Source organism: Flavobacterium sp. J27 (assembly GCF_004303025.1).
Classification (GTDB): domain Bacteria; phylum Bacteroidota; class Bacteroidia; order Flavobacteriales; family Flavobacteriaceae; genus Flavobacterium.
Genome location: NZ_PJQW01000009.1, coordinates 121169 through 136514, shown reverse-complemented (window position 1 = coordinate 136514; position 15346 = coordinate 121169). Strand labels below are relative to the sequence as shown.

At 31.6% G+C, this 15346-nt stretch carries 9 protein-coding genes; 5 read left to right on the top strand and 4 right to left on the bottom strand.

Annotated elements, in window-relative coordinates; translation table 11 throughout:
• The first annotated feature begins 16 nt into the window (after positions 1-16).
• Positions 17-1225 carry a glycosyltransferase gene (locus tag CX675_RS13440; RefSeq protein ID WP_130735762.1) on the top strand — a complete coding sequence of 403 codons (1209 nt, stop codon included), beginning with the start codon at positions 17-19 and terminating at the stop codon, positions 1223-1225.
• Here the strand turns inward: CX675_RS13440 and CX675_RS13435 are convergent.
• The 3 genes from CX675_RS13435 to CX675_RS13425 are packed head-to-tail and all read right to left on the bottom strand — an operon-like array spanning position 1222 to position 7080.
• Positions 1222-2775, bottom strand: coding sequence for a glycosyl hydrolase (locus CX675_RS13435; RefSeq protein ID WP_130735761.1), 1554 nt, complete (start codon positions 2773-2775; stop codon positions 1222-1224). The genes CX675_RS13440 and CX675_RS13435 overlap by 4 nt on opposite strands.
• Positions 2762-3991 carry a hypothetical protein gene (locus tag CX675_RS13430; RefSeq protein WP_130735760.1) on the bottom strand — a complete coding sequence of 410 codons (1230 nt, stop codon included), beginning with the start codon at positions 3989-3991 and terminating at the stop codon, positions 2762-2764. The genes CX675_RS13435 and CX675_RS13430 overlap by 14 nt, the downstream gene beginning before the upstream one ends.
• Positions 3991-7080 (bottom strand): hypothetical protein, encoded by a 3090-nt coding sequence (locus CX675_RS13425; protein ID WP_130735759.1) that lies wholly within the window; start codon positions 7078-7080, stop codon positions 3991-3993. Before CX675_RS13425 ends, CX675_RS13430 begins: the two co-directional genes overlap by 1 nt.
• A 191-nt stretch (positions 7081-7271) precedes the next feature.
• On the opposite strand from CX675_RS13425, the gene CX675_RS13420 reads away from it, so the two are divergent.
• The 4 genes from CX675_RS13420 to CX675_RS13405 all read left to right on the top strand — a co-directional run bounded on the left by CX675_RS13420 (position 7272) and on the right by CX675_RS13405 (position 13916).
• Positions 7272-8447 carry a glycosyltransferase gene (locus CX675_RS13420; RefSeq protein WP_130735758.1) on the top strand — a complete coding sequence of 392 codons (1176 nt, stop codon included), beginning with the start codon at positions 7272-7274 and terminating at the stop codon, positions 8445-8447.
• 383 nt (positions 8448-8830) lie between these two features.
• Positions 8831-9055 carry a hypothetical protein gene (locus CX675_RS13415; protein ID WP_130735757.1) on the top strand — a complete coding sequence of 75 codons (225 nt, stop codon included), beginning with the start codon at positions 8831-8833 and terminating at the stop codon, positions 9053-9055.
• Positions 9056-9173: 118 nt separating this feature from the next.
• Positions 9174-13709 (top strand): T9SS type A sorting domain-containing protein, encoded by a 4536-nt coding sequence (locus tag CX675_RS13410; RefSeq protein WP_130735756.1) that lies wholly within the window; start codon positions 9174-9176, stop codon positions 13707-13709.
• Between the two features lie 6 nt (positions 13710-13715).
• Entirely contained in the window at positions 13716-13916 is a 201-nt protein-coding gene (locus tag CX675_RS13405) for a hypothetical protein (RefSeq protein WP_130735755.1), read from the top strand.
• An 83-nt stretch (positions 13917-13999) separates the two neighbouring features.
• Here the strand turns inward: CX675_RS13405 and CX675_RS13400 are convergent, their stop codons facing one another.
• Positions 14000-15103 carry a DUF4407 domain-containing protein gene (locus tag CX675_RS13400; protein ID WP_130735754.1) on the bottom strand — a complete coding sequence of 368 codons (1104 nt, stop codon included), beginning with the start codon at positions 15101-15103 and terminating at the stop codon, positions 14000-14002.
• Positions 15104-15346: the final 243 nt, after the last annotated feature.

The following is a 15346-nucleotide window of genomic DNA, read 5'->3' as shown; positions in this document are numbered from 1 at the left end:
TTTAAAAGACAAACATATGAAAATAGCAGTTGTAACAGCGTTTCCGCCGAGTAAAGTAACTTTAAATGAATATGGATATCATTTAGTGAAAAATTTTGTTCAAAAAGACGAAATCTCAGAATTAGTTTTGTTATGCGACAAAACAACAGCACCAAAACAATTAGATTTTGAGAATAAAGAAAAAGTAAAAGTAAATGAATGTTGGACATTCAATAGCTATAAAACCATTTTTTCAGTTATAAGACAAGTAATAAAGGAAAAACCAGATACCATTTTATTTAACTTACAGTTTGTGAAATTTGGCGATAAAAAAATACCCGCAGCTTTAGGATTATTATTACCAATGATGTTGCGTTTTCTAGGTTTTAAAACTATGGTTCTAATGCACAACATTTTAGAACAAGTAGACTTACAAAAAGCTGGTTTTACTTCAAATAAAGTAGCTCAAATTGTTTATAATTTTATTGGAACGACGCTAACTAGATGTATTCTTAAAGCAAATAAAGTTGCTGTTACAATTAATAAATATGTTGCTGTTTTGAATGCAAAATATAAGTCTGATAATGTGGTGTTAATCCCTCATGGTACATTTGAATCGATAAAACAACCCAACTTTAATTTGCCCTCTGGACCTAAAAAAATTATGGCTTTTGGTAAATTTGGAACCTATAAGAAAGTCGAAATTTTAATTGAAGCGGTTCAAGAAATAAGAAAGCAAAATAATGAAGCCATAGAGATAGTAATTGCTGGAACCGACAGTCCGAATACACCAGGTTATTTACAAAGTGTGCAAGAAAAATATGCATCTGTTGAAGGAATAACATTTACAGGATATGTGGAAGAAAATGATGTGGAGCGTATTTTTACGGAAAGTACTATCGTGGTGTTTCCCTATACTTCTACAACAGGTAGTTCTGGTGTGTTGCATCAGGCAGGCAGTTATGGAAAAGCAGTTGTCATGCCCGATTTAGGCGATTTGGCATTGTTAGTGGATGAGGAAGGATATAAAGGAGAATTTTTTAATCCTACAAGTGCTTCCTCTCTGGCTAAGGCTATTGCTACAATTTTAGATGACGATGGTTACAGAAGAAGATTGGCCATAGCAAATTACAAAGCCGCAAGTGCGCTTTCTATGGATAAAATAACGGCGATGTATGTAAAAGAATTCCATCAAATAAAAGCGCAGGTTGCTATTGAAAAAGAAAACATGGTAGAATATATCTAATTAGAAATATATTCAAAAGAAGGTTTCTTTTTGCCATAAACATCAATAAAACCAAACTGTTTTTGTTTGTTTTTTATCCAAGGCCATTTTCCCGCTACAGCATTTGGAACATTTGGGAAATCGTATAAGGTCCAAGACATAAATGCAAGTTGTTTTTCTTTAAAAATAGCTTGCATTTTTTTATGGTATTCTGCTTGTTTATTTTGTGAATTGCCAAACCAACTCCAAAGTCCTCGATTAGAAGAAATTCCAAATTCTTCAAGTAGTATAGGTTTGCTGGTCGTTTTTTCAAGTTGATTGTGTTTTTCTTCAAAATGGGTAATGTCTTCATAATAATGATACGAAATAAAATCGACTTTGTTTTCTAAAATTGTAGCCGAACTTATGTTTGAAAAACCAATAGTTACTAAATGATTGGGGGCGTTTTCTTTAATAACATGAATTATTTCTTCTAACCATGGGATTACATTTTGTTTGCCTCTAGAGGTAAAATCTAAATTGGGTTCGTTTTTTATGTCCCAAGCCAGAATATTGGTGTAATCTTTGCATGTAGAAACTAAAGTTTCTGCATGCCGTTGTGTTAATGTCCAATTATTAATAGCATAATCTCCATAGAAATCAAATAAAGTTATTATTACAGCTAATTCTTTGGCTTTGGCCAAATCTAAAACTTGCTTTAATTTTTCTATTTTTTCAACTTTTACCTCACCTTTACCAAAATCTTCGTAAGGCACAAAAATGCGAATCGTGTTTAGTTTTGCTCTTTTGATGAGGTCTAAATCAGCTGCGATAGTGTCTGTATTAAACGTATCTCCATACATGTTCCAAGCTGAATTTTTAGGATAATAGTTAATGCCTTTAATATGAAAGGGTTTACCCTCTTTAATTATTTTTTTCCCGCTTATTTCAAATGTTTTTTTTACTAAATTGGCTTGCAAAGTATCAGGTATTTTGGACATTCTTTCACAATGTCTAATTCTCCAAAAACCATCTTCTAAAAGCATTAAAATTTTGTAAGATGCAGTATCTTTAATTGAAGTAATTAACTTTTTGTCTTTGTAAATATTTTGAAATTCGATCACATTTTGATCTGTAAAAACGACTAATTGCCCATCTTCACTATAAAAATCTAACACAGGATGATGTGCTAAAGTAGTTGTTTCAATTGTAATTTTTTTTTCTTTATTCTTTTGTAAAATGGTATCTAGAACTTTTCTAGGATTTTCTGTAAAATAATCTGCAATGCCTTCCGGAGAATTAGTCTGTAAAGCATTGTTTTTAACAAACCATGAAAATAGATAATGTTTTTCTAAAGTCGCTAAAGTTTGTTTTTCCATTTTTCTGCCTGGATTTTCTAAACGTAACCATTTTATTTTTGGCAAATAGGTGCTTTGTGTTGTTTTATCCAAATGTAACATGTTATTTCTGTCTGCTCCTTTATTTAAGTAACCCAAAATTTGACTAATAGCAAACAAAACAAATACATTTACAGCAATGAATGAAGTGATTAAAAAGATACGATAACTGTTTTTATTATTAATTAGAGACATTAAATGGGTTGATTTTTATGGTTTTACCTAAAGATTCAATGGTTATAGAGTAGGTCTTTTCAGTATAAAATTCACTTGGAAGTTGAAATTTTGCCATTCCTCTATTGCTGTTTTCAGTTAATTGCGCTATTAGTTTTTCATCATGATATACGTTTACATTGACTTTAATTCCATCTGGAACCAATTGGTCCATAAAGCTTTTAATTGGTCCTACTAAAATAGTTCTATTCCCATTAGAAAAGGAATAGGTAATGGTTGGCGTGATAGGAAGATATTTAATTTGTAAAGAATTGCTTTTACTAATGCCATTTATATAAGCAGTAACGGTATATTCATTCTCTTGTTCAGGATGTAATATTTGACCTTCAGCAATACCATTAATTGTTGTTCCAAATGTCTTTAAAATCATATTTTGATTATTGGTAATTAAAAAAGAAACCAAAGTACCATTACTTACCATATTGCCAAATTTATCCTTTATTGGAGAAGTACTTATAATTGTGATTTGGTTTCCATCTGCGAATTCATGATTTCTAGTATAAGAAATATTGAAATCTGTAGCTATAGAAGGATAAATTACTGCGTCAAATTCTTTACTTAAAGCATCATGGCATTGAGATGCAATTAATACAGTTCCCGATTTTTCTGGTGCTTGAACATTTTTCCAAGCAATAAAATTTTTCGTTTTTACCGTTTCCTTTTCAATAGATTTTAAAAACTGATGTTGTATAGCTACAGCTGTATTCGATGCTTTAGGATTGTCAAAATCATCAGTTGGAATAGTAACAAACATAACAAAATGATTGTCACCAGCTAGAGTACTTGGCGGTCCGAGATAAGATTCTAAATGTGTTCTTGTAGTGTTATTTGGAATAATTGAGAAACTTCCTTTGACTATTTCTTCTTTATTTTCAAGTAAAAACCAAGATACTAGTCCCGTTTTTTTCGTATAGCTAACAGGTATCGTAAATTGAATAGTATCGTTTTTAATTTGTCCATCTAAAATAGTTTTTCCAAAAGAATGAATCAGAAATAATCGCGGAGTTTGTAGATTACCTTTAAAGAAAATAGAAATGGGAGTTCCAGCAACAAATTGTTCCTGCTTGGTAAGACAGGTAAGTGTTTTTTTTGTGGGAGTTTTGGTGGCAACCATTGTTATGGCTACTAATCCAAAAATGATGCAGTTTAAAATAAGAATATGTATTTTTTGTTTCATCATTTTGGATTACCTATATAGTTGTTTAATTCTATTTTTATATATGAAAAACCTTTCCCATCAATTTTTTGTAATTGCGCTTCTTCTTGATCTGGTTTTCTATTTGAAATAACATCTCTTGCAATGGCTTCGTTTGAAATACCATTTACAAAACAATTTTCTGTAGAATATAAAATACTTTTTAGAGAGGTTAAATCTAGAAAAGAATAAGTAAAATATTGTTTTCTTTGTACGCGAATACCTTCTTTTAGAAATTGATGATCTACATAAAGTAGTTCTTTTTTGTCATCGTAATATGAGATCAAAATTTCAGGGACTGTTACTTCTTGAATACCAAAATTAAATAAGGTACCTTCAACCTTAGTTTTATCACAATTTATTTCTGTTATAGCTACCGAAGTATATAAGTCAGAGATGGCTACATTTCCAGCACTCTGGATGTCAAAAGTAATCGGTTCTTCTTCAAAATATTGATCAGTAAATTCATTTGGATTAAAACTGGTTGGTTTTACATCTGAAGTATTTAACCAAGCAATGTCTTCAAAATTTACTTTAAAGCTTGTGGTTTCTTTTGGCATTAATTTGTGTTTTATAACATATTTTGCATTATGAGACGCTAAAGATTGATCATTTTGATTGTACAAAGTAGCTTTTACTACCACATCAGCAGCTACGTTATCTATGTTTTGAACTTCTCCAACAATCATGTATTTGTTTTGGAAATAAATTAAATTAGCTTTTATTATCTCAAGGTCAGGTTGACGTAAAATATCTTCATGATAAGTTTGTTGTGTTGAAATTTTTCTTCTTCCTTGTTTATAATAAGTGGTATTATTTGAAGAGATAAGTTCATCTGGAGGTAAATCGGTATCTTTTTTTTCTGCGATGATAAACCATTTACCATTTATTTTTTGAACATCATGAGTGTATTTTTTTTCAATGATTTCAAGAGGAGTTATCCATTTAGTATAGGCAATTACTTGTGCTTTATTTTTAGATTGATATTTTATCTTAGTTTCTATCGCATCTAATTTCCCATAGGAATTTAAAATACCATCTGAGACAGATATTTCTAACATAAATTGTGCTAATGAATATTCTTTTGTAGGAACAATATAAGTATGTGCTTTTTCAAAGAATTTAAAATCCAAAGCGTCATAATAGGAATGTACCACATTTTCTGGACTTATTTGTGTTGCATTTTTGAGGTAAGTTCGATAAATACCAAAGCCAAAAATGAGCAATACTATAAATACCCAAACATGTAAGAGTTCAATCATTTTCTTTTTAAAATCAGTATACATGATTCCATGATGTAAAAAAGCAGGTTTTTCTAATGGTTTGATTTTTAGCGCTTGAAACCAAATCATTTGAATGTTTAAAATAAAAGCTATAAGTACTGTTAAAAGAGGTAACATACCCCACATAAGTTTTAAAGCTAGTGAGACATCTTCCTTTGGTAAAATTTTAGATAAAGGTTGTACGTTTAGCTTTTCCCAAACCATAATTCCATTTTCTAATTGGGTTAAGCGATGCCAACCACAGAAATATAAAATGGGGTCATAAAATTTGTCATTAGAGAACACATACTTTAAGTTGTATTTTTCAGGGACAGTTAAAAACTGCTGTAATGAGCCAATACCTTCAATACCTCTAAATTTTGAGTTTTCTAAACGCTCTACAGCTCTTGTGGTTAACTCGGGTAGTCTTCTAGCAGAATGATAATTACCATCTACTGTCATTGCTTTAGTTTGTGTAGATAAAAACGCCATTTGATCACCAAAACCAAGAGGTAAAAAACGCCATTGATCGTGTTGATCCTGATTTAAAAAATTAACTATGGGTAAGAAATTAATTTTATCGGGTTGTAAAGGTCTAAAATAACCTAATGTGATGGTGAAAATAGAAAACAATAAAAAACACCCAGCAAATAAACCACCTAAAATTCTATGATACACAGTTCCGAAACGATTTTGTAGGCTGGTTTTTAAGTCTCCTTCAACTAATCGGTAAACAAATTCACCGAAAATAGGTAAACTCATAATAGATGCCCATAATGTAAAACGGTCTAATGTAAGAATGTTAAAAGCATTGGTTCCCAAAATTTTTAAGGGAATAGGAGTTGTACCACCAGTCCCTAAAATGGTTAATAACGTTAAGGATAGACCAAAAAACAAATATCTTTTAGAGTAGTAACGATAAAAAATATAAGGTAAAATAAAGAGTAAAATTCCCCATGGAATTAGAAAGAACATCAATCCAGACGAAGTAACTTCTATGAAATTATCTCTACTTCCATGTGGAATAGGTACTTGGGTAATCGGATTTGCTTTAGAATTTATCCAATAGGGTAGAATGCAAAAGACAATTAAGAAAACAGCGGATCCACAAAAAAGAACAATTCGTTTTAATAAAGATAAAAAGGTTTTAAAAAAAACTACAAACGTAACATCCTTAAATGAATTTACTTTTTCTCTGGAAGCATCCATAATAATCATCCCAATTAAAGGTGAAATAAAAAAGACCATACCAAATAAAGGAGTCACATGATGTGAACAAACAGTAACTGCAATTAAAGATAAAGAAGTAAAAAAATACTTCCACTTACCTGTTTTAATGTACAAATAGATTTCAGGAAGAGCGTGCATTAAAATAGAAATACCAATAATACTAGGTAATTGTCCAAATATGTGTAAGGTTTCTACAAATGAAGAGGAAATTACTGCAACAATTGAAGCATAACCAGCAACGGTTCTATTACCTGTAATTAAAACTGCATACCTAAAACTACCTGTAACAAATAGTATAATAGCAATAATAGCAACAACATATAGACCAAATTTTAATCCACCTATATATGAGAATAATCCTATGGCTTGATGTACTAAAGGCGGGTAACCCATAACAGTAAAGCCTGTGTACCAACTGTAATTCCAAGGTTCAAACCAACTCGTTGCATAATGATTCCCAAAAAAAAGATGGATTAATGCGTCATATGTGTTTTCAAGAGTGAAAAAAATAGCACTACCGTGGAATGTAATTCCAAAAAGTAAAGCAACTATTAAATATTTATTAGACTTTTCTTTCAATACATCATTTTTAAAATCTCTCTAAGATAAAGATAATAATAAAGATAATACTCTTCAATTTTTACTATCTTATTAAAACTTCATTTCGTCTACAGTAATTTTCCATTCATCTAAAATTGAGTATTTTATTTTAATAGGTATGTACCTTTGAATCAAATAATTAAAAAGAATTAATTTAAAACTACCCCAATATGAAAATTTTAATAATAGACGATCAAGATTTAGTATTACTATCTTTAGAAAAATCGCTAACAGATTTAGGTTATGAAGTAATTACTTCTAAAAGTGTAACTAATGGTATATTAAAGTATGACAATCATTTGCCAGATTTAGTAATTGTCGATATTAATATTCCAGAGAATGAAAATGAAATGGTTCAAAATAATCACGAATTAACTTCAAATGTTTCTGGTTTAGATGTTGTTGAACATATAAAGATATTGCGTGAAGCAAAAACACCAGTTATGATTTTATCTGGCAATACTGATGAAGCAATTATAGAAAAAGGGTTTATTTTAGGTGCAGAGGATTATATGAAGAAACCATTAAGTTTAACTGAAATTGGTCTGAGAGTAAAACGATTAATTGGTTCAGGAACCATTTATAAAGTGGAACAAACTAACAAATTATTACAAAAAGGAGTGATAGGTGTAGTAATTCCTTGTTATAATGAAGCTGAAAGATTACAAAGTGAAGCATTTAAACAATTTATTGATAAAAATTTAGGGTATCATTTATGTTTTGTAAATGATGGTAGCAAGGATAATACACTGGAAATACTGAATGAATTAGCTGCAGAACATGAAGAAAGAATTAGTGTTTATAATTGTGAAAAAAATGGAGGAAAAGCAGAAGCGGTACGTTTAGGAATGTTGCATCTTTCTAAAATTCAACAGTTTGACTATATTGGGTTTTTAGATGCTGATTTGTCAACCAATTTTGATGATTTTCAAGATTTAGTTACTACAATTTCAAATTCAGAATTTCAAATTGTAAGTGGTTCAAGAATGTCGAGAATGGGAGCTAATATTACTAAAGAATCTGCCAGAGCAATCATTAGCAAAACAATTAATTTTATTATTAGAAAAACATTGGGTATGGAAATTAATGATACACAATGTGGTGCTAAAATAATGACTAAAGAAATTGTTGAGAAAACATTTCAAACTAAATTTCTAACTCGTTGGCTTTTTGATGTTGAAATATTTATGCGTATGAAAAAAGTGTATGGTTTACAACAAGCAAAAAAATTAATTTGTGAACAACCTTTAAAAAGATGGATCCATGCAGATGGCTCAAAATTGAGTATGAAAGACTCTTTTAAAATTGTTGGGCAAATTGGACAAATTGCATTGAAATACAAATAAAAAGTAGGTAGTTTTAAATAGAAAAGGAGTTGTTTTTTTAACGGCTCTTTTTTTTATTGTATAATCATTCTTGTTTATTATAAATTTAGTAAAGAATTTTTACATGTAAAATCTGTAGTAGTTTTTACTGTGATTCGTATTTGTTAAATAAAGATTATATGTACTAAATTTAACTACTTTTATAGTGCTAATAAACTATTTATTTTTACTTTAGCCTTGAAAATAATATCGTTTATTTTAATTCTATTTTCACGAGTATTTAGAGACTAATTGTTGTAGTGTTGATTACTTCAATTTTGTTTTGTTGCTAGTTCAAATTGCTTTTTTGTTATTAACCACCCAAAAAGTATCATGTTTCTATAAAACATAAATTAAATTTGAATATGAAGTTAACACTACTCAATGCTTTTTCATTGAGAAAAGGCAATTTAAATGCAGATGGTTATCCTACAGTAGAAAAAAATGATTATCCCAAATCGCTTTTTGGATGCAACCTATTAAATCCTAAAGAACTCAATCAAAATCAATTTGATTTTTCTTTACTTAAAAAGAATAAACACTTTTTTCCAATGAAAAGAGCATCCTATTCTTTTTCAACTTCCCACTAAATTTTTTTACAATAAATGAAAATTGCTTTAGTATGAAAATGCTATTTGCAGTGCTTTTTAATGTTGAAAATTTAAAAATCAATTGATTATAACTAAATAATTAAATAAACGTGTTTTTATGATAAAAAAAGATTTTCTGTTATTCCTCCTTTTAGGAAATTTATTCCTATTACAGGCACAAACTCCAGGTTTGATATATAAGCCTTCTTCAACTGCTTTTGGTAAAAGTGTATTGGATTTTAATGGAGATGGTTTTGCCTCTGTGACTACTTCTGGATTTGCTACCATAGACTATGGTGCTGAAAGTGAATTACAAATGATTGCCATTCCTGAGATTACGAGCGAACCAAGATTAGATTTGGCTTCTGGAGGAAGTAGCGGATACTTAGATATTGTTAGTTTTAACGGAACTAACTCTGTTTTTGTACTCACTAAAAATGTGAATGGAACGAATTATTTTATAGTTCGTTTTAGATTGGATAAAGCGTCAACCGCTAGAAAAGGATATTCCTTATTGATAGATACGAATAATCAATTTGGGTCTACTACTTCTTCTAATCCAGGATTTGAAAAAGAAATTATTTTGGAAACAGGGGTTGGTGTTAAAATTAATACGCTTAATGTGGCTTTAGGAACCATAACCAATACCATTTCATATGATGTAGAAGAACGCCATCAAAGAACGATTGCTTTAAGTACTAATAATGGAGACCTCGACTATTTCTATGATTTCTTTGTCAATTTGGATGATTTGGGAATTTCAGGCCCTGTACGATTTGCAGCTACAACTGTAACGAGTACTCAAAGTGGTGTTATTGGGAACCTTGCAGATGTTAATGGGGTAGACGGAATTAATTTTGGAGGTAACACTTCCTCTATGCTGAACAGCTTAATCAGTACTTTCCCACCAACAGATTTAACGACATTGGTACAAGGGGCTACTTTTGGTCCAAGTATTACACTTGCACCTGTAATTTTAGGGTCAATAAATACGGCAAGTTCAACAATTTCTGGTACTTCAAGTGAAAGTAATGGAACTATCATAAAAGTTTTTAATGGAGCTAGTCAAATAGGATCAACTACGGTTACATCAGGAACTTGGAGCCTAACAGGAGTTGCGGGTTTAAATGTAGGCGATGTGATAACAGCTAAAGCTACTGCAACTAGTAAAACGGAATCTATAAGTTCAAATGCAAAAACAGTAACTGGTGTTCCAGTTTGTTATTTACCAGAACCTGTAATTACTTCTCGAACCAATGGGACGCAATTAATTAATGGAACTTGGTCTAATGGAAATCCTATACCTAACGCAACCACTTATAGAATAAGATTATATGCTTTGGCTAATAATGGATTGGTAGCAACAGAATTTTTTGCATTAGGAGGAGCTATTTCATATGTTAACACCAACGGAACTTGGAGTTTTGATGTAGATGCTCCACAAAGTACCTTTAATAATTCGGATTATTTTGCAGTTGTGGAATCTGCTACTTGTACTTCTGATTATTCGAATGCATCTGTTAAAAATGGTTCGCCAACTACCATTGCTCCTACGGTAAATACCAATCCTATTTATGCTGCTTCTGGAAGTCAAAATATTAGTGTAACCAATAATCATGGTTCAGCAGTAAAAATTTATTTATATGTAAATGGAAAAATTGTTGCGCCATTAGCTGGCACTAATTTTGCCACAGGTGCTACAGCTAATATAAGTGTTTCAGGATTACTTCAAGGAGATATTGTTAAAGCAAGAGCCGTTGCTACAACTGGAAGTTTTGTGTTGTCAGATAATTCCAATACAGTGAAAGTAACTGTAAATACTACAACGCTTACAAATAGCCCTGTAATAACGGGTAGCTATGTGGCTGGTTCCAATGCTACTGTGACTGGAACTTCATCCGAACTTCCAGGTACTATAATTACGCTTTTCAAAGGAAGTACACAAATTGGAACTGCTGTTGTAAATTCATATGGTAATTGGAGTATTTCCGGACTTACATTGGTTGGAGGAGATGTTTTAACGGCTAAAGCGGTAGCAGATGGGAAATTAATAAGTACTACTTCAAATGCCGTAACTGTAGCAACAAGTTTACCTGCTGCTCCAACAGTTAGCGCACCCATAAATGCTTATGCTACATTAATAAAAGGAACTTTAGGTCAAGGAGATGTAACGGTTTATGTAGATGGAGTTCGGTTGCGAAATCCAACAGGTACTACAGTTTTAACCACTACTGCTGCGAATTGGAATGGGGCAGCTGGATTAACAGGTTACAGTACATCTGAAATATATAGAGGTGCCAAAATTTCTGCAACGAATACAGTAAGCGGAGTTACTTCGGTTCGTTCGGCTGAAGTTACCGTTGTTGGAGTGGCTAGTTTTAAAATTACTAATACTTCAGATGGTGTTTTAGGAAACCAAGTTTCTGGTATACCTTTTAATATAAAAATCACTGCAATGGACGGTTTAAACGGAACCGGTTCAGTGGTAACCAGTTTTACAGGTAAAGTAGTACTTAGTAGTTCCACTTCAATATTATCAGGTGGAGGCGAGACGCTTTCATTTGTAAATGGTGTGCTTGCTTCTCATACCATGACATTAGGAACTATTGGCACTGGAATAAAAATAAATGCCATAAATCCTCTAGATCCAACGGCTTTTGGGTCAACGACGTTAGATATAACTTCTTCCGTTTGGATGGGAGCAGCAGGTAGTACTGATTTTGCAGTTGCTTCTAATTGGGTTGGAAATGCGGTACCTATTTCTGGTGCTGATATTCAATTTGCAACGACTCCTTTAAATGATTGTATTTTACTTTCTGATAAAACAATTGGGTCATTAAGAAATGCCTCTTCAAAACAGTTCATATTAAATGGAAATAGAGTTACCGTAACGAATCAATTAGTATTGACAGGTGGTGTAAGTGATGGTTTAATTGATGCAACTGCTTTGGGCTCTACTTTGATAATGAAAGGTATTACTGCACAATCTTTGGATGCTAATAAATTAGTTACGAATACATTATATGGATTAGAAATCAATTCAAAAAGTCAGGTTCTTTTAAATCAGGATACTAAATTAACAGGAATTCTAACTCTTACAGCAGGACAGTTGCTAATTGATACAAATAAAATATTAACACTAAAATCAAACGCATTAACTACAGCCGTTGTGGCTCCCGTAGTTGGAGGTGCTACCATTTCTGGAATAGTGGAAGTGGAACGATTTGTTCCTGCTAAAAGAGCATTTCGTTTCTTAAGTTCTTCGGTAACTTCAACTACTACAGTAAAAGAAAATTGGCAGGAAAATGGAGTGAATACTCCAGGATGGGGTACACATATAACGGGTGGCGGTAATGTGAGTGCTAATCAAACAGCAAGTGGTTTTGATGTAACTAATACAGGAAATCCGTCTTTATTTACTTATGATAATAGTAATCAAATTTGGAATTCGGTTTCTAATACGTCTTCTACTATTGCTGCAGGAACACCGTATAGAATTTTAGTGCGTGGGGATCGAACCATTAGTTTAGCAACCAATACACCAACACCTACCAATACGACTTTGAGAGTAAAAGGAAGTTTAGTAACAGGAAATTTTGCTGTAACCAATTTAAGTGCAGTTGCAAACGGTTATAGTTTTGTTGGTAACCCTTATCAATGTCCTGTAGATATGAATGTAGTGTTACAAGCTTCGACAAATTTGAATAAAAACTTTTATTATGTATGGGACCCAACAAGAAACGTTAGAGGGGCTTATGTAACGGTTGATGTGATAAATAATATCAATAATTTTCCAAGTTCTTCAGCGAATAAATATGCGCAATCGGGTCAAGCTTTTTTTGTACAAACTTTAACCAATGGCGCTTCTCAGATGCTGTTTAAAGAAACGGATAAAGTAGTAAATACTTCATCTTCCACTATTTTTAGAAACACGCTAGATGTGCCAGAATTAAAATTGGTTTTGTATGAAAGCCAAGCATTTTTAGATGGAGGTTCGGAAGCAGATGCTTTATTAGTTCATTTTGATGCTTCCTTTTCAAATGCGATAGATGAATACGATGCTGAGAAACCGATCAATCAAGATGAAAATTTTGGATTAAAAAACAATTCAAAAACCTTAAGTATTGAAAGACGTAATTTCCCAATTGAAACAGATGAATTACCGTTACATGTAGATCAGTATAGAAACACCAATTATACCATTGTAGCGACATCTAGTTTAGATAATGGATTATATACGTATTTGTATGATAAACATACTCAAAACTATACGATTATTCCATCAAACCAGTCTGCGATTTATAATTATTCGGTTTCTGCAACTGATACAGGTAGTATGGATACCGATAGATTTAAAATTGTCTTCCAAAATTCCATTTTGTCTACTCCTCATACTGAATTAGGCAGCGAATTCGTGTTATTTCCAAACCCTATAGATTCCAATCAAGGTTTTACTATAAAAGTAGTACAACCTGTGAATGAGGCTTTGGTTGAAATTTATAATGCTATAGGACAAAAAATATTTAGTAAAATAATAGCTAATGTAGATGGAAAAATTGAAGTGAGAACTGAAAACTCTTTATCTGCAGGTGTTTATCACGTTTCAATAAAAACATCAGGAAAAACAAGTATTCAAAAATTAATAGTAAAATAATATAAAATGGCAAAAAAAAAGATTGTACTGCTACTCGTATTTATATTTTCAATTTTAGAAATAAAAGCACAGCCAGGATTTGGAGACGATGTTGATGATGTAGGTCCTGCTGCTCCCATAGATAATCATTTAATCTTAGCGATTGGTGGAGCGATTGGTTTGGGTTATGTATTGATAAAACAAATCAATAAGCATAAAAAAATATAAAGTGAGGCAATAAAAAAGCCCAATTAAGGGCTTTTTTAATATAAAAGTAGAATTTGTAACATGTTTTGTCTTCAAGATGTTGTTTATGACATCGATTTTTTTTGTTTAGCTACAAAGCCATCTGCTTGTAACTGAAGTAATTCTGTTGCTTTTTGCTTTTTGTATTGGTACAGTTCATTATCTTCTTTAATATCAGCATATACTTTATCGTAGATTTCAGCATCTGTTTTGCGTTGCAATTCACTTTGATATTTATTTTGTGCCAAAACGCTTTTAAGCGCTAATTCATTGTCTTCTTGCTTGAAATCGTATTCTCCTTTTGGGGATAATAATTTTGCAATTATGGGAGAAGTTTCTATGGCTAAAAATAATAGCATAATAAAAAAGGAAGGTAACCAAGGTAATTTATCTAAAGCATTGATGCGAGCCATTAAACCATCAAAACCTTCAATTACAGGTTGTGTTTCTGTGATTTTTTTATCTAAATCGCTTTGAATGGTTTTTGCATTGGCTTCTAATTCAGAAATCTTTGCTTTATTGGTTGCTTTAAGAGCCGTAAGTTCTTGTAAGGCTGCGTCGTGCTTGTCTCTTTTTTCTTTGTAAACCGGTCCTTTGCCTAACTTTTTAGTTCCAGCTGTTCCTTCTGCTTCAGTGATGTAAACCGAATATAAAGCGTTCACTTCTTTTTCCTTTTTTAGAATATCGCTTTTTAAACTGTCTATTTGAGCTTTATTTTTATCCAAGTCACTTTGAAAATAATTGGCCACTTCTTTTTTGTTATTTAAAGCCATGGCATTTTTTTCTTTTAGTAAAACTGTATTGATTTCTTTTTCAAAAATTTTGATTTCCAAGGGTTTTGAAATCACAATAGCGATAATAATGGCCAATACAATTCGGGGCGAAGCCTGCAATAATTCGTCTAAGAAACTGTCTCTTTTTTTTATGGTAGAAACAATAAAACGATCGAGATTGAAAATAAGCAAACCCCAAACGAGGCCAAAACCTATGGCAGTAAAAGCATTGTCGAAAACAGTATATAAAGCATAGGAACCTGCTATAAATGCCATAACAGCAGTAAAGAATACTGTAGCACCGATACCTGCATACTTGTTTTGTTCGCCATTAGAGGAAGATTGAATGATTTGTCTGTCTGCACCAGAACAAAGGATAAAAAAGTCTTTTAACATGATGATTGATGATTTTGATTTTTGAAGTATATCGAAAGTTTCGAATTGCTTCTGATGATTAGTACAAATATAACGCCAAATGTTTCATGTTAGTGTTAAAATGTTGAAAAATAGTAGGGTAGGTGTTTTGTTTTTATGTTGTTTTTGTACAACAAGGAAACGCCCAATAAAAAACCCTCACAAATACATGCAAGGGTTTAAATTATATTATTTTTGAGATGCTGAAACGAGTTCAGTATGACA